The sequence below is a fragment of the Mesorhizobium temperatum genome (assembly GCF_002284575.1).
GTDB lineage: Bacteria > Pseudomonadota > Alphaproteobacteria > Rhizobiales > Rhizobiaceae > Mesorhizobium > Mesorhizobium temperatum.
This window is the reverse complement of the sequence record NZ_NPKJ01000068.1, coordinates 563,448-584,327: the sequence shown is the minus strand read 5'-3', so window position 1 is coordinate 584,327 and position 20,880 is coordinate 563,448. Positions and strand designations below refer to the sequence as shown.

Annotated in this window: 17 protein-coding genes; 4 read left to right on the top strand and 13 right to left on the bottom strand. The window is 60.5% G+C overall.

The genetic code is table 11. The annotated features are described in order from the left end of the window. Positions 1–24: 24 nt before the first annotated feature. The 8 genes from CIT26_RS29270 to CIT26_RS29235 all read right to left on the bottom strand — a co-directional run bounded on the left by CIT26_RS29270 (position 25) and on the right by CIT26_RS29235 (position 10,997). Positions 25–504 (bottom strand): class I SAM-dependent methyltransferase, encoded by a 480-nt coding sequence (locus tag CIT26_RS29270; protein WP_095495747.1) that lies wholly within the window; start codon positions 502–504, stop codon positions 25–27. Between the two features lie 211 nt (positions 505–715). After that, positions 716–1,897 (bottom strand): ABC transporter permease, encoded by a 1,182-nt coding sequence (locus CIT26_RS29265; protein ID WP_095495746.1) that lies wholly within the window; start codon positions 1,895–1,897, stop codon positions 716–718. Then, entirely contained in the window at positions 1,894–2,892 is a 999-nt protein-coding gene (locus tag CIT26_RS29260; RefSeq protein ID WP_095495745.1) for an ABC transporter permease, read from the bottom strand. Before CIT26_RS29260 ends, CIT26_RS29265 begins: the two co-directional genes overlap by 4 nt. Before the next feature lie 2 nt (positions 2,893–2,894). After that, on the bottom strand, positions 2,895–4,793 hold the full coding sequence (locus CIT26_RS29255) for an ABC transporter substrate-binding protein (RefSeq protein WP_095495744.1): 1,899 nt from the start codon (positions 4,791–4,793) through the stop codon (positions 2,895–2,897). Beyond that, positions 4,790–6,685 carry an ABC transporter ATP-binding protein gene (locus CIT26_RS29250; protein WP_095495743.1) on the bottom strand — a complete coding sequence of 632 codons (1,896 nt, stop codon included), beginning with the start codon at positions 6,683–6,685 and terminating at the stop codon, positions 4,790–4,792. Before CIT26_RS29250 ends, CIT26_RS29255 begins: the two co-directional genes overlap by 4 nt. A 161-nt stretch (positions 6,686–6,846) precedes the next feature. After that, the gene (locus CIT26_RS29245) at positions 6,847–8,187 is read right to left on the bottom strand and encodes an adenylate/guanylate cyclase domain-containing protein (protein WP_095495742.1); all 1,341 of its coding nucleotides are present in this window, start codon (positions 8,185–8,187) and stop codon (positions 6,847–6,849) included. A gap of 205 nt (positions 8,188–8,392) precedes the next feature. Next, entirely contained in the window at positions 8,393–9,736 is a 1,344-nt protein-coding gene (locus CIT26_RS29240) for a nucleotide sugar dehydrogenase (protein ID WP_095495811.1), read from the bottom strand. A 100-nt stretch (positions 9,737–9,836) separates the two neighbouring features. Then, on the bottom strand, positions 9,837–10,997 hold the full coding sequence (locus CIT26_RS29235) for a DUF3095 domain-containing protein (RefSeq protein ID WP_095495810.1): 1,161 nt from the start codon (positions 10,995–10,997) through the stop codon (positions 9,837–9,839). A 93-nt stretch (positions 10,998–11,090) separates the two neighbouring features. On the opposite strand from CIT26_RS29235, the gene CIT26_RS29230 reads away from it, so the two are divergent. Both CIT26_RS29230 and CIT26_RS29225 read left to right on the top strand, forming a co-directional pair. Continuing rightward, positions 11,091–12,179 (top strand): glycosyltransferase family 4 protein, encoded by a 1,089-nt coding sequence (locus CIT26_RS29230; RefSeq protein WP_095495741.1) that lies wholly within the window; start codon positions 11,091–11,093, stop codon positions 12,177–12,179. Continuing rightward, positions 12,176–12,940, top strand: coding sequence for a polysaccharide deacetylase family protein (locus CIT26_RS29225; protein WP_095495740.1), 765 nt, complete (start codon positions 12,176–12,178; stop codon positions 12,938–12,940). The genes CIT26_RS29230 and CIT26_RS29225 overlap by 4 nt, the downstream gene beginning before the upstream one ends. 1 nt (position 12,941) lies before the next feature. Here CIT26_RS29225 and CIT26_RS29220 read toward each other — a convergent pair whose 3' ends face one another. From CIT26_RS29220 to CIT26_RS29210, 3 genes are all read right to left on the bottom strand, one after another. Further along, positions 12,942–13,796: an MBL fold metallo-hydrolase gene (locus tag CIT26_RS29220; RefSeq protein WP_095495739.1), complete on the bottom strand. Its 855-nt coding sequence runs from the start codon at positions 13,794–13,796 to the stop codon at positions 12,942–12,944. Between the two features lie 123 nt (positions 13,797–13,919). Beyond that, positions 13,920–14,369 carry a cyclic nucleotide-binding domain-containing protein gene (locus tag CIT26_RS29215; protein ID WP_023675957.1) on the bottom strand — a complete coding sequence of 150 codons (450 nt, stop codon included), beginning with the start codon at positions 14,367–14,369 and terminating at the stop codon, positions 13,920–13,922. A 161-nt stretch (positions 14,370–14,530) separates the two neighbouring features. After that, entirely contained in the window at positions 14,531–17,245 is a 2,715-nt protein-coding gene (locus CIT26_RS29210; protein WP_095495738.1) for an ABC transporter transmembrane domain-containing protein, read from the bottom strand. 29 nt (positions 17,246–17,274) lie between these two features. Here CIT26_RS29210 and CIT26_RS36825 point away from each other — a divergent pair, with 29 nt between their 5' ends. Further along, positions 17,275–17,712: a hypothetical protein gene (locus tag CIT26_RS36825; protein WP_167391557.1), complete on the top strand. Its 438-nt coding sequence runs from the start codon at positions 17,275–17,277 to the stop codon at positions 17,710–17,712. After that, positions 17,709–18,383 (top strand): class I SAM-dependent methyltransferase, encoded by a 675-nt coding sequence (locus CIT26_RS29200; protein ID WP_425350382.1) that lies wholly within the window; start codon positions 17,709–17,711, stop codon positions 18,381–18,383. Before CIT26_RS36825 ends, CIT26_RS29200 begins: the two co-directional genes overlap by 4 nt. A 58-nt stretch (positions 18,384–18,441) precedes the next feature. Here the strand turns inward: CIT26_RS29200 and CIT26_RS29195 are convergent, their stop codons facing one another. Then, positions 18,442–19,638, bottom strand: coding sequence for a glycosyltransferase family protein (locus CIT26_RS29195; RefSeq protein WP_095495736.1), 1,197 nt, complete (start codon positions 19,636–19,638; stop codon positions 18,442–18,444). After that, positions 19,635–20,879: a glycosyltransferase gene (locus CIT26_RS29190; RefSeq protein ID WP_095495735.1), complete on the bottom strand. Its 1,245-nt coding sequence runs from the start codon at positions 20,877–20,879 to the stop codon at positions 19,635–19,637. The genes CIT26_RS29195 and CIT26_RS29190 overlap by 4 nt, the downstream gene beginning before the upstream one ends. Position 20,880 lies beyond the last annotated feature (1 nt).

Genomic DNA, 20,880 nt, shown 5'->3' with positions numbered 1-20,880 from the left:
GAAGATTTGGGTCGTCTCGGCCCCTCACACGCGCCTGCAGACAAAATAACGATCGGCGGGCACCGAAGGCGGTGGCGGGAGGCGTTGCAACAGCGGGTGATCGAGCGGCGTGCCGCTGACCGCGATGCCACCGACGCGAAGCAGGCGCGCGATCAGATCGGGAAGCCAGGTAGAGGTCACTGCATCGCGATCGTCATAGCCGGTGCCGATGTCGGCATGAACAAGAGCCGCGTCGATGCCAATGAACCTGCTCGCCGTCTCGCGTATTTCGCCGAGCACGAGGTTTTCAGCTTCGGGAATTGAGCTGGCGTGTGCGCCAAGTGCACGGTCGAACGCCACGATCCGGCGCCCGGGCAGGCGCTCGCGCAGATGGTGGAACGTCCGGCCATTGCCGAGGCCGAGCTCAAGCACCAGCCCTTCCATCTTCGCCACCTCGGGGCAGACTTGATCGAGAATGTCGCGCTGTGCGGTCATCCTGCTGATGAAATTCTCGAGGCGAGTCATAAGCGTTTGTGTGTCCTGAACCAGCTCAAGAGATCGGCAATGCCCGCGACCAGAACGGTTTACGGGTGAAACCCGAGGGCGACGTGTTAAACCCCGATCGCGTCTCGCCACATATAGAGGCGAGCGATGAACCCTGCAATAACCGAACAGGCCGCCGACAAGGATCATACTGGGTGGAGTCGGCGGCCCGGCGCGCGGCGGAATAGCGATCTCACTTGTAGGGGTCTGCGGCGTCCCGCAAGCCGTCGCCGAGGAAGTTGAACGCCAAGATGACGAGAATGACGGGGAGCATCGGCAAAAGCAGCCATGGATAGAACGCGATGACGCTGACGCTGCGCGCCTCGGTGAGCAGGATGCCCCAGCTGGTTATCGGCGCCCTCAGGCCGAGCCCGAGGAAGCTCAGCGCCGTCTCGCCCAGGATCATGCCGGGTATGGAGATCGTCGCCGTCGCGATCAGATGCGACATGAAGCCGGGAATGAGATGCCGCCCGATGATGCGGCTGCTTCTGGCGCCCATCAATTGCGCGGCCAGAACGTAATCCTCCTCGCGCAAGGCTAGAAGCTTTGAACGCACGGCCCGCGCCAGTCCGGTCCAGTCGAGCAGCCCGAGGATGACGGTGATGCCGAAATAGATCAGGATCGGACTCCAGGTTATCGGCATGATCGCCGCCAGAGCCAGCCATAGCGGAATGCTGGGGATCGATTGCAGAACTTCGATTATCCGTTGAACGATCAGGTCGAAGATACCGCCGTGATAGCCGGCCAGTCCGCCGATGACAATGCCGAGCAGGAAGCTGAAACTGATGCCGACGAGGCCGATTGTCAGTGAAATGCGTGCACCATAGATGATGCGCGAGAGCACATCGCGCCCCAGCCTGTCAGTGCCGGCTAGAAAGAGCTGGCCGTTTTCGGCAGGGCAGACAAAATGCCTGTCACCTTCGATCAGGCCCCAGAACTGATAACTGTCGCCCTTGCAGAAGAAACGGATCCGCTGAACATCATCCTGATTCTCGATGTAGTTCCGCTTAAGCGTGTCCATATCCAGCGTCATCTGGCGGCCATAGACGAACGGCCCGACGAGCTGGCCGTTGTGGAACAGGTGCACCCGCTGCGGCGGCGAATAGATGTAGTCCATGTTGCGCGTGTGCAGATTGTAGGGCGCCAGGAACTCGCAAATCAGTATCCCGAAATAAAGCGCTGCCAGGAATATGCCGGATATAACGGCAAGCCGGTGCATCCGGAATTTCCACCACATCAGCCGTAACTGCGACGCCTGAAAGACCTTCGACTGCTCCGGCGTCATCGCCTCGACCGACTGCAGGTCAATGGGCGCGGTGGAAACGTAGTGTTGAAGTGGAGCACCCGGAGCGGGCAGCGGCGAATGCGTGTTCATTTGGTGCTGCCGCCCTGCAAACGAATTCGTGGATCAAGCAGCGCCAGCGCCAGGTCGGAAATCAGGACACCGATGACGGTCAGGAAGGCGAGGAACATGAGGAACGACCCTGCCAGATACATGTCCTGGCTTTGCAGCGCCTTGATCAGCATCGGCCCGGTCGTTTCCAAAGACAGCACGATCGCAGTGATTTCGGCGCCGGAGATGATGGCCGGCAGGATAGAGCCGATGTCGGAAATGAAGAAATTGAGCGCCATGCGCAGCGGATATTTGACCAGCGCCTTGAACGGATGAAGTCCTTTGGCGCGCGCGGTCACGACATATTGCTTGTGTAGCTCATCGAGAAGATTGGCGCGCAGCCGCCGGATCATGCTTGCCGTGCCCCCGGTGCCAATGATCAAGACCGGAATCCAGAGATGGGCGAGGATCGACTTCGCCTTGGCCCAGCTCATCGGCTCGCCGAGATATTGCTGGTCCATGAGATGGCCGATGGATGTGCCGAACCAGATGTTGGCGAAATACATCAGGATCAGCGCCAGCATGAAGTTCGGAATGGCAAGGCCGAGAAGGCCGAAGAAAGTCAGGCCGTAGTCGCCCCAGCTGTATTGATGCGTGGCGGAGTACATGCCGATCGGAAAGGCGATGAGCCAGGTGAAGATGATCGTGACGAAGGAAACCAGCACGGTCAGCCACATTCGGTCCCCGACGACGTCGCGAACGGGCATCTCATATTCGAAGGAATAGCCGAAATCGCCGTGTAGCATCCCGCCGACCCAGTAGAAGTAGCGAATGACCGGTGGCTGGTCGAAACCATAGTCCCTGCGCATCATCTCGATGCGATCAGAATCCACCGCTTCGCCCTGAGCCCGAAGCTCGGCAACATAGCTGTCGAAATAGTCGCCTGGGGGAAGTTCGATGATCGTGAACACCAGCGCCGATATGACCAGCAGCGTTGGAACCATCACGGCGATGCGCCAGACAAAATATCGAAACACGCTCAGGACTCTCCAAGCCAGAATGTATCCGGCATGTAGACACCGAAATAGGCGGTCGGGTCGTAGCCGTAGAGCGCCTTGTCAGGCAGATTGCGCAGCCGCGAGGACGCCAGAACCGGCTGATGCGTTCCGTTCACGGTGCCGATCGAAAACACCTGATCGGTGTAGATCGACAGCATTGAATTCCAGATTTCGGCGCGCTCCGTGGCTTCGGTCGATGCCTTCCAGCGCTTGAGTAAAGCCATCAGCTCGACCACAGGCGGAAGATCGGGCGCCTCACCGACCTTGCCATGAGACAAGTAGTGAGCACCCCAGAGCGGCCATTGCAGCTGGTCGTCGATGGTGGGGGCCAGCTGGTACGGGTTCATGTCGGCGGTCGGCACGCCATTGTCGATGCCCGACCACATCGACATCATGATCTGGCCGCCAAGCGCGCGGCTGCGGAAAATATCGCGCTGCGAAGTCCGGATGAACAGGGCGATCCCGATCTTGCGCCAGTGATCGGTGATGAGTTCGAGCGCGTCGGTTTCCAGCGTGCTTTCGCCGGCCGTTTCCACTATGATCTGCGCAGGGCGTCCATCGGGAAGTATCCGCAGGCCGTCATCGTCACGCGTCTGAAGCCCGACCTCGTCGAGCAGGGCATTGGCCTGGTCGGGATCATGGGCGACCCAGGCTTTCGCGAATTCCGGCCGGTAGAGCGGGCTCTCCGGCAGGACCGTATCGGCACTTTCCTGCGCCAATCCGTAGAACACGGCCAAATTGATCTCGCGCCTGTCCACAGCGAGCGAAAGGGCGCGGCGCACGCGCACGTCACGAAGAAGGCCACGCCACACCTGGTCGGCACAATTCAGATTGGGCAGCAGCGCCAGCCGCGAACCCTGTGTGCGTTTCCAGAGATGCATCTTCACCGGGTAGCGCTTCTCCGCATCCTTCAGGAAGGAGTAGTCGGTGAAGTCAATTCCCATGCTTTGCAGGTCGCTCTCGCCCGCACCGGTCTTGGCGGAAATGATCGCCGGCGAGCTGACATTCATGACAATCCGGTCAACATAGGGCAGTTGCCGGCCATTCTCGTCTATTCGATGAAAGAACGGGTTGCGCTCGAAGACGAACTGCTCAGCCGGCGGCTTGGTCCGGTTCCGCCAGGGATCGAGTGTCGGCAGATCCGGGTTCTCCGGGCGATACTGCCGCGACATGCGGATATGCAGGAGCGTCCATTTCTGGGCCCGGTTCTCCTTCATTAGGCCGGCGAGCCGGAATGGATCCTGGTATTTCTTGTGAAACTGCTTGAGATAGGCGGCCGGCAGAACAAGCGATAGCGGCGAAGCAGCAGCGAGCTTGGGCAGGAAGTCGGGATTGGGCGCATCCCAACTATAGCGGACCGTCGACGGATCGACGATCTCGAAGCGTGGCGGCCTGCCGTCCGCCAGGAGGGCCGGGGCAAGCCCGCCTTGCGAAAGCTCATCGTTCAGCCAGACATCTTCCCAGCAATAGCGAAAATCCTCCGGCGTCAGCAGGCTACCGTCAGACCATTTATGCCCTTCCCGAATCTTGAAAGTGAAGATGCGATCTTCCGCTACGTCGAAACTTTCGAGAATGTCGGGTTGCAAGTTAAGCTTTTCGTCATAGCCGACCAGGCGAGCATACCCGTAAATCGTCATCATCCGGATATCTTTCTGGCTGCCGATGATCGTGCGCAGCGTGCCACCATACTGGCCGGGCTGCCGGCCCATCGCAGCGAGATTCAACGCGCGCGGGCTTTTGGGCAGGCGTTCGGCGAGTGCCGGCAGCGTCTTGGCCTTCAGCTGCGGCTGAAGAAATTCCGGCTCCAGATCGCCGGCGCGCAACGTGCCCGGCAGAAATGCCGAAGCCATGAGTCCAAGGACGGTGCGCCGGCTGATCAATGGCGTAACTCGCTGACATCGGCCGTACGCCGGGCCAGCACGAGGTGGCCGCCGCCAAGGTCGTGCGGCGACAGCATGTCCTCGTCGCCCTCGTCGCGGAATTGTGGTCCCCATGCGCTGGTGTCGGAAGCGCCGCTGAGCTTCAGCGTCTTGAAATCCATCGGCCTGTCGAGATCGGCGAAAGGTACTGCGGCGACCAGTGAGCGCGTGTAGGGGTGGACCGGTTTCCTAAGCAGAATTTCGCGCGGCGCAAGCTCGACGATACGCCCGCCGCACATCACCGCGATGCGGTCTGCCATGTAGTCCACCACCGCCAGGTTGTGGGATATAAACAGGTAGGTCAGGCCCAATTCCTTCTGCAGGTCCTTCAGAAGGTTCAGGATCTGCGCCTGGACAGAGACATCGAGCGCCGAAACCGGCTCGTCGCAGATCAGGAGTTCAGGCCCCAGAGCCAACGCGCGCGCGATGCCGATACGCTGACGCTGCCCGCCGGAGAAACTGTGCGGATAACGCTTGATGAAGCGCGGATCGAGCCCGATTGCCTGCATCAGGCTCTTGACCGTGGCGAGTCGGGACGCGGCATTGCCACGCTGATGGATTTCCAGCGGCTCGCTCAAGATGTTCTCCACCGTCATGCGAGGTGAAAGCGACGAAACCGGATCCTGGAAGACCATCTGGATTTTCGCGCGCAGCATGCGCAGGGCGTCACCCTCGGCTTCCAAGACGTCGATCGGTCCATCGCGGCCGTTGAAGATCAAAGAGCCGCCGCTAGGGGTGACAGCCCGCATGAGGATCTTGCTGACGGTGGTTTTGCCGGAGCCGCTTTCGCCGACCAGACCCAGGCACTCACCCCGCCTGATATCGAAGCTCACGCTGTCCACGGCGCGAACAGAGGTTTGATGATCCCCGCCGAACCATCCGGACTTGCGGGTGGTGAAGGTCTTTTTCAGATCCCTGACCGACAGCAGGATGTCGTCCGGCCCCTTCGATGCCGGCGCCGTCTGCTCGCCGAGCAGGTTCCCGACATTCACCGGCACCTCGCGGAGCGCCTTTAGCCTTTCGCCAGGCTTCAGGTCGAAATGCGGAACGGCTGCCATCAGGCCCTTCAGGTAAGGGTGACCTGGCCGGCGGAATATCGCCTCGACAGGTCCCGCTTCCATGATCTCGCCATGGTAGATGACCACCACCTCGTCGGCGACATTGGCGACCACGCCGAGGTCGTGCGTGATCAGTAGTATCGCCATGTTCAGCTTGGTCTGAAGCCCGCGCAGCAATTGCAGGATTTGCGCCTGGATGGTGACGTCCAACGCCGTCGTCGGCTCGTCGGCGATCAACAGGGCGGGCCGGCAGATAAGCGCCATGGCGATCATGGCGCGTTGACGCAATCCTCCCGAAAGTTCAAAGGGATACATGTCGTAGGCGCGCTTGGGATTGGGAAAGCCGACAAGGCCGAGCATTTCCTCGGTCCGCGCCTTGCGCTCTGCCCGAGCCGTGGGCTTATGAATCTGCAGGGATTCGCTGACCTGGTTGCCGATCGTGTGCAGCGGCGACAGCGATGTCATCGGCTCCTGAAAGATCTTGCCGATGCGGCTGCCTCTCAACGCCCGGATATCGGGTCCGTCACGCGGCATCTGCAGGATATCCTGCGTCGTGCCGGGCTTTTCAGGATCGGAAAACAGAATACGGCCGCGAACATGGGCTGTCTTCGGCAAAATGCCCATCACTGCCTGGCTTATAACCGATTTTCCGGAACCGGACTCGCCCACAAGCGCGGTAACCTTGCCGGGCAGGACGCGAAGATTTGCACGCCTGACGGCATGCAACGGTCCCCCGATAATGGCAAAAGAGATGCCAACATCCTCGATCCGCAGCAAATCAACACCCGAATTCATTCTCACACCAGCCCCACTCTGGCAGCCTGCCGGGCGGCAGGCCCAGAAAGCGAGACTAACGCATTGCCAGCCTAGAGCAACTTGGATTCGAATCGGGCGCCGTTCCTGGCGGAACCGGCGACCCGACTGCATACCAAGGCGTTCGGATCAGATCGTGGCGGTTACTGGAGCTTCCTCGGGTCGCCCGCCGACAGCCGCGCCGCATCGCGATGGAGCAGCATGACCTGTTCGGCGTCCGATATTCGGTCGTAAATCGGCTCCAGCGCACCGTCTTCATCGAGTGCGAGAGCACCCGATAGATCGGGTGAAAGCACCGTCAGCTTCTGCTTGATGCCCGCCAGTTCCTCGTTGCCGAGCGTCAGCCAGCTGTTGGCGCCGCAATAGCTGGCGAAGCCTTTGCTGGCGAGAACGCTGTGCGGATATTTCTTGGTCAGGGTCTGGAGGCGCTGGACCTCGTTTACAGCCGAGCCGAAGACAGAGAATGTTAGCCGGTCGGTAAGTCCGACATTGCCGAACATCACATTGCCGACATGCAGGCCGATGCCAAATTTTATGTCGCCCAATCCCTGCTCCTTTCTGCGCAGATTGAGATCCATCATGCGCGCGGTGGCCTTGTGCGTTGCCGCAAGAGCAGCCTGGCAGGCGGTCTCGGACTGCGCACGGTGCCTTTCGCAAGGGTAGACGGCAATGAAGCCATCCCCAATGAAACTCATGATCTGCCCGCCTCTGCGATTGAAAGGTGCAGCAATGGCATCGAAAAACTGGTTCAGCGTATCGATGTAGATTTCGCGGCCGGAAGTTTCGGCAAGCCTTGTCGACCCGCGCATATCGGCCATGACCAGTGCGGCCCGGATTGTGTCGCCCTCGCCGCGCTTGATCTGGCCGTCCAGCACGCGCCTGCCGGCGTCGCCGCCGAGATAAGTGATCATCATGTTGTCGGCGAGCCTGGTGAGCACCGCCATCTTGGTTGCAATAGCGAGATGGTTCTGGATGCGCAGCAGCGCCGAAATCATGCTGTCGCTGAAGCCTGAAGCACTGTCGGTGGACCAGGACCCGATCATGCCCTGACTGGTATTGCCGCTGAAGGGATGGACGAAAGCCATGTAATCGGTCACGCCCATAAGCCTGAGTTCATCGAAAACAGGAAATTCCGACGGCACCGACGGGTCGAGCCGGCGCCGCAGATGGTCGAGCTTGTTGCTGAGCAGATGGTAGTATGGGCTGGTCAGGAATCTGTCAGAATGAACGCCGTCCTCTTTGCGGAAGCCTTCCACTTCCATGCCCTGGCCGCGAAGCCAGGTGAAGCCAAGCGCGTCATAAAGCGGATGAAGCATCGAAAAGCTCAAATGCACCCGCTTCAGCGGCAGGCCGGCAGCAGCCAGCCGTTCACAAAAGCCCTTTACCAATGTTTCCAGGTCGTTGCCCGCCAGCGCCGATTGGGTCAGCCAATCGGCAACCTTATCCATGAGAATGGTGGAAATTTCTGCTTGCGCTGTGCTCATGCTATCTCGAGACCCGTCAAAGACGAGCCATTCTCCTTTGATCCGCCACGACACGGTCCGCTAACGACCCAAAGACAAGACCCTCGAAGTCAATAAAGTCGGCTTCGGCGGTAAAAGCCGGCGAAGGGGCTTATGTGGCGAGGCTGCCGGCGGAGTGCAATCATGATCCTGCCATCGGGCAAAAAATTCACCGGCTCAGACGCCATTAGGCTTTCACCACCGTCTCTCGGGCTAGCCCGATGCGGCCAAAAACATTGCGTGTGTCGACGATCAGAAGAGCGTGATCAGCGATCGCCTGATAGTCGATCGCGTCGTGGTCGGTTGCAACGACGACAGCATCGAAATCCTTCAAGACCGCCTCGGTCAATTCGACCGAGCGACGCCCTTTGATCGCCATATGCTCCCGTGTCGTCGGGATCTCGGTAACATGCGGATCGTGGAATTCCGCCTTGCCGCCCCATTCCTCGATGAGTTCAATGAGCCGCAATGAAGGGCTTTCGCGGATGTCGGGCACATTCTTCTTATAGGCGAGCCCGATGATGAGAATGCGCGAGCGGCTGAGCGCCTTGCCGCAGCGCCGGTCCAGCGCCTTCGCCAGTTCATCGACCACATGACGCGGCATGGCCGTGTTGATCTCTGCCGCCAGCTCGATGAAGCGGGTCGGCAGGTCGTATTCGCGCGCCTTCCACGTCAGGTAGAAGGGATCGATCGGAACGCAGTGGCCGCCAAGTCCGGGGCTAGGATAGAAAGGCATGTAGCCGAAGGGCTTGCTCTTTGCCGCCTCGATCACCTCCCAGATGTCGATGCCCATCGCACCGAGCACGACCTTCAACTCGTTGACCAGGGCTATGTTGACCGAGCGGAAGATGTTTTCCGTCAGCTTGACCGCCTCGGCGGTCGCCGTGGTGGAAACTGGAACGACGGTCTTGACCACGGCCTGGTAGAAAGCCTGCACGAGTGTCGCCGCTTCAATGCCGTCGCCTGCCACGACCTTGGGGATCGTTGCGACTTCAAAGCTGCGGTTGCCGGGATCCTCGCGTTCGGGCGAGAAGCCGAGGAAGAAGTCTATCTTCGACTGCAAGCCGGTTTCTTCCAGTATGGGCTTGATCACGTCGTCGGTGGTGCCGGGATAGGTGGTCGATTCCAGCACGATCATCTGGCCGAGACGCAGATGCTTCGCGATGGTGCCTGCCGTGTTCCTGACAAAGGAGAGATCCGGCTCACGGTTTTTCGTCAGCGGTGTCGGAACGCAGATAATGATGACATCGCAGACGGCCAGTTCCACAAAATCCGCAGTGGCGCGGAACCGTCCGCTCGCCACCTGGCCGGCAAGGGCTGTCGACGTCACCGCCTCAATATAGGATTGGCCGTTGTTCAGGCTCTCGACCTTCTGGGCTTCGATGTCGAAGCCGGAAACCGGGAAGCCGGCGCGTGCGATCGCAACCGCCAGCGGCAACCCGACATAGCCCAGTCCGATCACGCCGACTTGCGCGGCGCGTGTCGAAATCCGGTTCAGAAGACGGTCATATGTCGATCGTGAGGCGTCCAAAAATCTGCTTTCCGTCAATTCGGACAGGCCGTCCGCTCCCATGGCGAGGCTCACCTGGTCCCGAGGCATATTGCGGAAAATCGATTTCCGCAAGCCGTCGTCAGACCGGCACCTTCGCCTTCAGGCTTGCGGCGGCCATCGCATAGCCGCCGGCGGCGCCATCGATGAAATGAACGTGATCGCGCTGCAGCGGCGAGGCGACGAGGCATGTCATCAAGGCCGACTTCTGGCGGTGCAGGCCATAGTTGCAGATGCCCGCCTCTTCCGCCTGTTTCAGCCGGTTCTCGATCCGTTGCAACACATCCGCGTCAACGTCGATAGTCATCTTCAAGCCGTCGTCGAACTTCCGGAAATCCGAATTGCTGGCCACGTCGCGTTTGTAGATCTTCGGATCGAAACTGCCGATCGTCCAGCCATATCTGTCGGTGACAGCCGTAAGCGTCAGCAGGAACAATATCCACAGCTTCGACAGCCACCGCCAACCTGCCGGTGCCATGGCCCGCGCCTCGATATCGATGCCGGCGGGCGAAAAACTGTAGGCCGGCCCGTTCACCGGCAACGGGTGGCCTTCGCGTTCCTGCCCGCCGGCAAGGGCGATGATGTCGGAAGCCAGAAACTGAAAACCGCGGAAGTCGCGCGACGCCCCCGGTATGGCTATGATCGAGACGATTTCGCCATGCCGGGCTTCGATCGGGTTCCAGCGGCAGGAGAGGCCGGTCAGATCCGGCCGCGCGCCGGCCGGCGCAGGATCGATGCGGTAGCGCCCCGCTTTCATCTCGGCTTCCGCCCAACTGCCGCCACCCCCGGCGAACATGGCATAGAAGACCGCTTCGGAGGCCCGGAACCTCGCCACGCGAACGTCGAGGCCTTGCGCTCTTATATCCTTTATCGGCACGATTGCGGCACGCAAGGTCAGGTCCAGTTCGTCCGCCACCCATCTCTGGACAGCCGCCAGCGCGTTGCGGGTGATCTCCAGCGCCGAGCCGGGAAACGCCACGAGCGCGCCGTCGCCGCCGAAGACAAAGGGAAGATCTTTCCGACCCAGCGCATTGAGCAGCGCCGAAATGACGCTGGCGCCGGCCATATTGACGGTTTTATAGCGCCCAGCCCCGATCGCCTTAGTCGAGCCGACGATGTCGGCGGTGGCCAGCGCCCAGCCATCCGGAAGAGGCCGATAGTTATCGATATCGGCAACGCTTTCGAATTTTGCGAAAACCGGCAAAGAAGCGACAAATGGGTCGGACGCGGCAGCTGTTTCCATAGGCATCAGATAGCACATTCCACTGCTTGAAGGTGAAGTCGATCATGCTTCGAAATTGACTTGCGCAGGCTTTCCGATGATAGGGTTCCGGCGATGCGAATTGCCTTCTACGCGCCGCTGAAGTCGCCCAACCATCCCGTTGCCTCCGGCGACCGCCAGATGGCACGGATGCTGGTCAAGGCGCTGGAGCATGGAGGGCATAGCGTCGAACTAGCATCCGAATTGCGCTTCTATCTACGCGAACCGGAGTCGAAAAGTTTCGATGCGCTCAAGATCGAGGCCCGAGAGGAAGCCGCGCGGCTGACAAAGCTTTGGGATCGCGACGGCAAGCCCGATCTCTGGTTCTCCTACCATCCCTATTACAAGGCGCCCGACCTGATCGGACCCGAGCTGGCGTCGGCCTTTGCTATCCCCTATGTGACAGCGGAAGCCTCCTATTCGAGGCGGCGCAACGCCGGTTTGTGGGCCGATACGCAAGCGTTGGTGGCGCGAGCCGTCGAACAGGCAGCGCTGAACATCTGCTTCACGCAAAGGGATCGTCAGGGACTGACGGATGCGATTCCCGACGCCGCTCTCGGTATGCTTTCGCCCTTCATCGACACATCGGTATTCCGGGAAATGCCGGCACGGGGTTGTCCGACGCGCCTCGTTACCGTCGCCATGATGCGCCTGGGCGACAAAGTCGAAAGCTATCGCATGCTGGCGCAGGCGCTCGGTTCGATCGGCCACCTGCCCTGGACCATGTCGGTCGTCGGGGATGGGCCTGCCCGTGACGAGGTCAAAGCGCAATTCGCCGGCTTGCCCGCCGACCGTATCGAATGGCTTGGCGCGATTGAGCCAGCCGCCGTGCCGAATGTCCTCTACAGTGGGGGAATTTACGTCTGGCCGGGTTACGGCGAGGCCTATGGCGTTGCCTATCTTGAAGCACAGGCTGCCGGCCTTCCGGTGGTGGCACAGGACATCGCCGGCGTGCCGGAGGTCGTGCGGGATGGCCAGACCGGGTTTCTCACCCCGCCGGGCGATGTGGCGGCGTTCGCTTCTGCCATTGAAAGGCTTCTCGCCCGTAACGACGAAAGAACCATCATGGCCGCGGAAGCCAGACGTTTCATCCTCGAAGAACGTTCCCTCGGTGCTGCAGTGGCGCGTCTGGCCGAACTTCTTGCGAAGATCCCGGTTTCATGACGTCCGATCAGATCTGGCGGCCCTTGGTGGAAGAACTGGCGTGCCGGCAACGGGCGGACCGTAAGGCAGAGTTTTGGCTGCGCGACGACGACGCCGTGGATCCGACGCCTGCGCTTGATCGGCTGCTCGACCTCACCGGTGAATTCGCGGTTCCGGTCACTCTGGCCGTCATTCCGGCCCTGACTGATGAGAAGCTTGTCGTCCGGCTTGGCGAGGCGCCGCATGCCACGGTCGCCATCCATGGCTGGGCGCACCGAAATCATGCGCCCGAGCACCAGAAAAAGCAGGAGCTCGGCGCGCATCGGCCGCGCGAGGCGGTGCTCGATGATCTGGCTCGCGGGCTGACGCACGTAACCGACCTGCACGGCGCACGTGCCGTTCCGATGCTGGTGCCACCCTGGAACAGGATCGACGCCGGCTTGGTATCCGACCTTGAATCGATAGGATTTTCGGCATTGTCGATCTATGGGCCGCCGAAGCCGGCTCCACTGGCGGTCATCAACAGCAATGTCGACATCATGGATTGGCATGGCACGCGCGGCTGCCGCGATCATGGCCTATTGGTTCAGGCTATCATCGCGCAATTGCAGCATGCATCCGACGGCGGCGAACCGGTCGGCCTGCTCACCCACCATCTCGTACATGATGAATCGGCCTGGCTCTTCCTCGAACGGCTGTTCACAGTCACCGCACAGACTGAAGCCTGCGCATGGCTTCCGATCAGGACATTGATCGGGCGCAGCGCCGGTAGAGGAAAATAGCTCAGCGCTTTTTGCGCAATGAGACTGGAAATTTGAGCGTCTGGCCATCCCGCGCGGCAAAAGCGCCGGTGAACTTGTCTTTGGCCAGTTTCTCGATCTCGTCCAGTTCCGCGTCGGTCCGCGTCGGATCGTGGTGAAACAGCGCAAGCCCCCGCGCACCGGCCGCCTCACAGAGCTTGACGCCCTGTTGCCATGTCGAGTGCCCGTAACCGCGGCGGCGTTCCATTTCCTCCTCGGTGTAGGTGCAATCGTAAATGACGAGGTCGGCATCTTCGATCAGGCCGAGCACCGCCTGATCGAGTTTGTCCGGTTCGTGCTCAGTGTCTGTGATCACCGCCACGACGCGGCCACCCCATTCGACTCGGTAGCCTATGCAGCCGCCCGGATGGATAAGGCTGCCGGTTCGGACCACCACCCCTTCGCGCGGCCGAAGCACGTCTCCGGATACGAAATCGCGATAGTCGAGGCTTGCCTTGCAGATCCCCAGTTTCACCGGAAACCACGGCGGCCGCATGAACTCATCGACCATCTGCCGGGTCGTCATGTGTCCTGCAAGATGCCCGGACCAAAGCGTAACCTTGACGCTCCGGTCATAGATCGGCGCAAAAGACGGCAGCCCGATGATGTGATCGTAATGGCAATGGGTGAAAAGCAGGTCGAAATCGGTCACGGCCAACGCCTGAAGGGCCCCGCCGGCAGGCCGTAGGCCAGAGCCTGCGTCGAACAGAAGCGTATGCTTACCGCATCGCATCTCAATGCAGATTGTGTTGCCGCCATAGCGTGAGAATTCTGGCCCTGATACCGAAATGCTGCCGCGCACACCCCAAAACCTGACCAGGAAAACGTCGTCGTACATGCTACCCCTTTGCCCATCTTAGCCAAACAACTGCTGCTAGGCGAGACAGGCTTTCTCCGGGTGACCTTCTCAGCAAGAGGACAGTCCCCATCACGACGGCGAGGATCGAGCGCACGTCATTCGTTATTTGGCGCTTCGTGCATCGATCAGATCCGCGGTCGTATGGCTTAGGCGATCGGCAAGAACCCGCAATATCTCGATGGTCATTTCCGGGAACTCCCTCATAAGCCTCAGGAAATGATCCTTGCGGATTCTCAAGGCTTCCAGCGGACTCGCCGCTCTGACGGTGGCAGTGCGGGAGCTGTTGCACAATATGGCGATCTCGCCAACAATCGAATTTGGCTCCAGTTCGGCAACTTTTATCGGTCCGCTGTCGGAATCGACCAGAATATCCGCCCTGCCTGAAAGGATGACATAGGCGGCGTCTCCCTCGTCGCCCTGCCGGAAAAGGATCTGACCGGCGCTGTAGCTCACACGATCGGATGTGAACGCAAGCAGCTTGAGCTTTGTCGGCTCGATGGCAGAGAACAAGGGAACGCGTTGCAGCATTCCAACTTCATCCTTGAGCAGCATTGTCGCAAACCTTCCCAAAATTCGCGTTTGCCAGACTAGAGCAACGGACGCCCAGATGGAATGAATTCTGCTTCCGGGATGGCGAGACGCCCTTCGCCGAATCCCTTGAGCTTGCAGTAAATTCCCACCGGCAGAATGATCCCATCTGAATGTCCGTTGCTCTATGACAACAGTTCCTTGAAGATACCGCTCCCTGCCAAAAGTGTCTCGGGTGTTCCGTCTTCCACCAACTTACCCGAGTTGAAGACGATAACGCGATCGAACATCATCCCCATCGCCGGATTCGTCACGACCCACACAATTGCCGGCGAATGGTCGTCGCGCCTGGCTTCCTCGAGCACGTTTCGCAGCACCTTATCCTGCATGCGCTGGTCGAGCGCCGACAGCGGCCGGTTGAGAATGAGAAAATCAGGACGCTTGAGCAGGGCCCGGGCAACATCGAGCTTCTGTCGCTGTCCACCGGTCAGCCGCCTGCCGCCGGAGCCGACGTTGAAGTCCAGGCCGACATCCAGAAGTTCGGCATAAAGCCCCAGTTCGTCAAGAATGTCATAGACGATGGAGCGTATGCGGTCCGGCGCGTCGGGATGGTTGTTGCCCACACGCCCGAACAGGACATTATCCATGACGGTGGCCGCGGCAATGTATTTGGCAGGATCATACCGTTCGATCGCATTTTGCAGCTCGGGCGGCAGGTTTTCATAGAACCGGTTGCGTGCGGCGACGATCTTGCTCATCAGCTCGTCGCTCAGCAGGCCGAAGCGGTGCCGGGGCTCGATATAGGCAAAGCTCAAGGTGACGATCATGGCGCGGTCGTTCTCCGAAACCGCCTCGTGGGGACGGTTCTTGAGCCGTTGCAGCAAGGTTTCGTAGGTGGGTATCTCCTCGGCGCTCATGAAGGCGAGCTGCTGGAAGAACTGGTGATCGGGCGGCAGGTCGGCAAACAGCTCGATCGCCTGTTCGGCGATCTCCATGCCCATTTCGTAGAGCGTGCGGTCGAGGCCGGCCTGCCTCAGCACAGAAGCAAAATAGGGATTGGCCGCTAGAGCCCTGTCGGCGAGTTCGGGGCCGGCGGCAGCGCCGAAGAGCAGGTTTTGGCCGATCGTTGCTTCCTTGTTATAGGCGCCCGGTTCGAAAGGAACCACCAGTCCGCTCAGCCCTTCGTGTTCCAGCCGGGTTCGCAGCGCCGCACGCAGTTCGACGATCCGCCTGGCAAGCTCCGTGTGACGCGTGAGGTCGGCCGAAGAACGCAAGCCAAGATCCAGAATGTCGCGCGATAGAACAACCGCGTCGAGCACCCGGCGCACGGCTTCAAAGAGGTCGTGCGGGCCGGTAGCGCCAGCGGAAGCATAGTTGATCCAGTCGCTGTGGATATCAAAATCCGGATTGCCCGACCGGCGCGCCTCGTTGATGTTCCAGCGGTGCTGGTCTGCCGCAGCACCGTCATAAGGCACCGATGTCAGCGGCGCATGCTTCAACCCGTAGAGCAGGTTATCGCGGAGGCTTGCCTGGAACAGGAAAACATCCGACGAGGCATAGGACATGCGCCGGCCGGTCACTGATTCGGGGAGTTCAAGCAGGTCGTCGGCGCCCGAAGCGATCCTTCCGCTGTCCGGCCAGTTCAGCCGCGCGAAGGCTTCTGCAAGCGCCTCGGCTCCACCTGTTGCGGTACTGACCAGCGCCACCGTCTCACCCGGCTTGATCTGGAGGGAGATACGGTCGAGGAGCATTGCACCGCCATCGTCTGCTATGGACAGACTGATCGCCGACAGGGGGTTGGTCATCGGATCGGGATCGTCGATCGTCAATGCCCCGATTCTCGGCGCAATGAGACCCTCGGCGGTGAACTGTTCAACGACCTGCTGATATTTGACCTGGATATCCTGCCGCGCCTGATCCCAGTCGATCAGTTCTTTCATCGGTCCGGGCAGGTCCTTGTAGGCGCCGATCACGGCCACGAGCTGACCGACGTCGAGCCGCCCCTGGATGACCAGATACCCGCCGATCATGTAGAACAGAAAGGGCGTGACCTGCGCGAGAAAATTGTTGAGGAACTTCACCATGAATTTCCATTGGTAAAGATCGAAGCGGATCTTAAAGATGAGCCCGAGCCGGGCAGCTATGTCGGCGCGCTCGTAGTTTGATGTGTCGTGGACGTGAACCGCGCCGATGCCGTCGACGATTTCGCCAACCCGGCCCGAAAGCGCGCGCGCCGTCAACTGCCGTTCGCGCCCGAGCACGATCAGCCGCCGCCGCATTCGCGGGATGAGCGCGATCTGGATCACCACGATCACGGCCGCTATCATTCCGAGCCAGAAGTTCTGGACCACGATGAACAGCATGGCTGTCAGCGCCTGGCCGCCGAGCAGCACCGGCTGCACGAAGGCATCGCCGATGAAGCCGCCCAGCGGCTCCACCTCGTCCTTCACCATGGTCGCCACTTCGGCGGATTTCACCCGCTTGAAGTAAAACGGCGGAAACCGCAGCACACGATCGACCAGATCGAAGCGGATACGCCGCAGCATGCGTTCGCCGAGGCGGCCCTTGTAGGTGTTGATGTAGAGTTTGAACAGGCCGTTGATGACGACTAGCAAGAGGAACACAAAGCTCAGGGCAAACAGCGTCGCCTTGCGGTCGAGCTGAAAACCGGAGAAGAACTGGACCTCTCCGATGAACGGCAGGTTATAGTGTAGCCTCATGAATGGCTGGGTCGCGCCCGGTTGCTCGAAGCCGCCACCTTGGATCGGGCCGTTGACGATCAGCTTCGGCAGGTCGAAGGACATGAAATACGGGATCATCGAAAGCACGACGATCATCAATATCCAGAGCTGCTGCTTCTTGGTGTGCTTCCAGATATAGCGGGCTATGCTGGGTTCCATATGCGGCTGTGGACCCTTCAGTTGGAAGGATGCAGGATGTAAAAGCACCTGCTGGCGAATGGGGTATCGGCAATTTCTTCGTCGCCAACGACAAGCTCGAAGCTGCAGCGCACGGAGATTGTCCTGCGCTCAACGATGGAAGGAACCTGCGAGGCGGCGCGATCCAGTTCCGGCGCATGGTCGATGACAACGACATGGGCATTGCTGATCAGCGAAGAAAGCAGCTGGCCAAACGGTTCGCGGCTTCCGTAGGGTTTTGGCGAATAGCCGAGCAGCACGAGGCCGCAGCTGCGCGGCTGGTGCTGGCGGATGGATGCCGATGGTCCGGACAGATGCAACAGGCTCTCTCCGGCACCGGGCAATGGCGAAGCGGCTTGCAGCATAATCACGTCCGCGAATCAACAGCCCTTCCGGGAGGCAAGATTGCGTTGTGTCGCCCGAAATCCCAACATACAAGACGAATATGATGGATGTCACGCAACCACGCAATGCCGGCCTGGACTGGCACGAGCAAGCCTTTGACCTGACGCGGGGAATTGCTGCCTATGTCAACTGCCCTCTGGTGGCAGGGCTGGCCCGCGTCATCACCAAGCATCCGAAGGCCGATATCGCCAACGCCTTCAACCACAAGCAGGTCGCCTGCAAGATGTGGGCGCTCGACAGGCTGTTCGAAAGCTGCGGCGGCCGGTTCGGGCGCATATGGGTTCTGGGTGGATGGTACGGCGTATTGCCGGCAATGCTTTTCAACGACGCCCGCTTCGACATCGCGGCGCTCGATAGCATCGACATCGATCCCGAAGTCGCGCCGGTCGCCCGGACCCTCAACCGGGAAGCCGGCGACCGGTTCCGGGCGCTGACGGCAGATATGTACGCACTCGACTATGCGGCCGGGCAGCCCGACCTGGTGGTCAATACGAGCTGCGAACACATAGCCGATCTGCGCGCCTGGCTTGCTCTGCTTCCGCGGGGCACGAATGTACTGCTGCAATCGAACGATTATTTCAGCGAGCCGACGCACATCAACTGCGTGGCTTCACTTGCAGCCTTCGAAGCAATGGCGGCGCTACGGGAGGTGCGGTTCTCCGGCGAACTGCCGACAAAAAATTATACCCGCTTCATGTTGATTGGAACTGTTTGATGCATTTCGCCCAAAAGTGCGTAGCGCGTCGCACGAATCTCGCCAGACGCGACGCGCGTTAGGATCTATCGTCTGTTTGACCATGAACTTTTCCGAAACCGGGCCCCACTTTTAGGGACCATATTCGATACCGCTCGCGCAGGATTTGCGCCGAGCGACGCGCGCCTTCCAGATCGAGACGATGCGCGGCTGGCGTCGGTCCCACAAGCGCCCGTTCGATCGCTTGCGCCAAACCTTCAGGCGTTAGGTCCTTTTCCATCAGCACCGTTGCAAGACCGAGTTCTTCGAGCATCAGGGTGCGAACCGTCTGTTCGGTTTCCCCGCCGGCTGCAAATGGAACGAGCAGAGAGCGACAACCCGCGCGCAGGACATCGCAGACCGTGTTGTAACCCGCCTGCGAGACTGACAGGCGGGCGCCGGTCAGCAGGCTGGCGAAATCCTCGCGGAACCGGAAGATGGACAGGACCGGCGAGGCATCGCCTGCGATCGCGTCAAACTCGTCTTTCGGCAGGTTTGGGCCGGTGATCAAACACCATTTCCAAGCGTTGTTGGCATTCCGCGCCGCTGCGATGGTTGAGCTGACAAGGCTCTTTCCGGCAGCCCCGCCGCCAACCGACACCAGAACGTCGAAGCGCTCGGAGGCCGCGGGCGATGGCGGCGCGGCAACGAGCCCTGTGTAGGTGACCTCGGCCTTGATCGCCCCAGCCAGTGGAAATGTCTTGTCGATGGTTGCGAAAGCCGGATCGCCGTGGACCATAACAAGGTCGAAATGCCTGTTGATCAGATCGACCGTTTCCTCGTTCCGGCCCGGCTTGACGCGCTCCTGAAGGATATCACGGACGGACGTCGCCAGCAGCGGTCTGGGCGACGTCGCGCCGATGGCCTCGATCAGCGGCAGGAGTTCGAAACGCATCTGCCGGCGTCCAAAAGGAAACGCCTCGACAATGACGATATCAGGCCTGCAATCCCGGAATGCCTGCAGCAGCATCTCTGAACGCCATTTCTTGAAATCATCGTCGATGGGTTTGCCCTGCAGGTCGACAAGTCCGGAAAATCCTTCATCACCGGAGGTGACAGGTGGCAGGGTTACAGATTTTACACCCAGTCCCGGAAACCCCGCGATCGGCGCTCCGCCGGTCACGACGGTTACGTCAAACCCGTCATCGACCAGAGCCGCCGCAATGCGGCTGGCGCGCGCGAGATGGCCGATACCGAGCAGGTGCTGGACATAGAAGAAAGCGCGCAGCCGCTTCATTCGGCGGCCCGCCACTCCCGCTCGAACAGTTCCTTGAGCTGTCCAATGCTTGCCATATGATCGAAATTGCCGCGCACGCGCCGCTCTGCGGCGTCGCCGAGGCGGGCGCGCAACACGGGATCACGGATCAGGCGCTCCAGCGCCTGTGCCAGGGCAATTGGGTTTTCCGTCGGAACCAGCAGCCCGGTTTCATCCGGCGATAAAAGCTCAGGCACGCCGGAAATATCGGTCGATACGCAGGCAAGCCGCTGGCTAGCCGCCTCCACCAGAACATTCGGCAGACCGTCCCGGTCGCCATTTGCGGCGATCCTGCAGGCCAGGGCGAAGATGTCGGCACAGCGGTAGTGCTCAAGCACCTCCTCCTGCGCAAGCGCGCCTTTCCAAGAGACGCGACCATCCAGGCCGAGCTTTTGCGCCAGCGCCTTGAACCGTTCCAGTTCCTCGCCGCCGCCGATATGCTCGAAACGCCACGCCAAATCACCAGGCAAGAGGGCAAGGGCCTCCAGCAAGGTATCGTAACCTTTCTTTTCAACGGCGCGCCCGACACTCAGAACGATAACCGGTTCGGCCAGCGCCGAGCCGTCATGCTGTTTTCGCGCCTCGCCGAAACCGCCGAAGCGATCAAGGTCTAGCCCATGATAGCTCAGATGCACAGACGAGTTGCCGTTAGCGAGTTTTTTCAGACGGTCGAAGCCGGCTTTCGTGCAAGTGACCGTCCAGCGCGCCGAGGAAAGCTTGCCAGCCAGATCCCAGTCCGCCGAAGTCCAGATGTCCTTGGCATGGGCCGAGCAGCTCCAGGGCAGGCCACGAAGCTGGCTGGTATAGCGCGTCACCGATGCCGGTGTGTGCGCGAAATGTGCATGCAGCCAGCTCGCGCCTTCCGGCCATTCGGCCGCCAGCACGAGCGCTTGCCCGAAGCGGCGCGCGCGATTGCGCGTAAAGTCGCGGCGGATATCGGTAGCCAGCGATCCGAGCGCGCGCCAGAAGCCCGGCCGCAGCAGATAAGCAAACAGCGAGCGAACCACGCGCAGCGGCTCTTCATGCAGATATTCCGGCAGATAATGGACGGGCGCTTTGATCTCGTCATGCACAGGGTGGCGTTTTGCGTCGGTCGGCCGCCTGAGCGCGACGAGTGTCAGGTCGAACCCCGCACGCTCCAGACCGAGCAGTTCCTGCGCGATGAAGGTTTCCGACAGCCGCGGATAGCCCTTCAGAACCACGACGATCTTGCGATGTTGCAAC

Bases quoted from the DNA above. Each gene is read 5' to 3' on its own strand.
- CIT26_RS29270 (WP_095495747.1), bottom strand. From the start codon at position 504: ATGACTCGCCTCGAGAATTTCATCAGCAGGATGACCGCACAGCGCGAC.
- CIT26_RS29265 (WP_095495746.1), bottom strand. From the start codon at position 1,897: ATGAACACGCATTCGCCGCTGCCCGCTCCGGGTGCTCCACTTCAACAC.
- CIT26_RS29250 (WP_095495743.1), bottom strand. From the start codon at position 6,685: ATGAATTCGGGTGTTGATTTGCTGCGGATCGAGGATGTTGGCATCTCT.
- CIT26_RS29245 (WP_095495742.1), bottom strand. From the start codon at position 8,187: ATGAGCACAGCGCAAGCAGAAATTTCCACCATTCTCATGGATAAGGTT.
- CIT26_RS29235 (WP_095495810.1), bottom strand. From the start codon at position 10,997: ATGGAAACAGCTGCCGCGTCCGACCCATTTGTCGCTTCTTTGCCGGTT.
- CIT26_RS29230 (WP_095495741.1), top strand. From the start codon at position 11,091: ATGCGAATTGCCTTCTACGCGCCGCTGAAGTCGCCCAACCATCCCGTT.
- CIT26_RS29225 (WP_095495740.1), top strand. From the start codon at position 12,176: ATGACGTCCGATCAGATCTGGCGGCCCTTGGTGGAAGAACTGGCGTGC.
- CIT26_RS29220 (WP_095495739.1), bottom strand. From the start codon at position 13,796: ATGTACGACGACGTTTTCCTGGTCAGGTTTTGGGGTGTGCGCGGCAGC.
- CIT26_RS29215 (WP_023675957.1), bottom strand. From the start codon at position 14,369: ATGCTGCTCAAGGATGAAGTTGGAATGCTGCAACGCGTTCCCTTGTTC.
- CIT26_RS29210 (WP_095495738.1), bottom strand. From the start codon at position 17,245: ATGGAACCCAGCATAGCCCGCTATATCTGGAAGCACACCAAGAAGCAG.
- CIT26_RS36825 (WP_167391557.1), top strand. From the start codon at position 17,275: ATGCAGGATGTAAAAGCACCTGCTGGCGAATGGGGTATCGGCAATTTC.
- CIT26_RS29200 (WP_425350382.1), top strand. From the start codon at position 17,709: ATGATGGATGTCACGCAACCACGCAATGCCGGCCTGGACTGGCACGAG.
- CIT26_RS29195 (WP_095495736.1), bottom strand. From the start codon at position 19,638: ATGAAGCGGCTGCGCGCTTTCTTCTATGTCCAGCACCTGCTCGGTATC.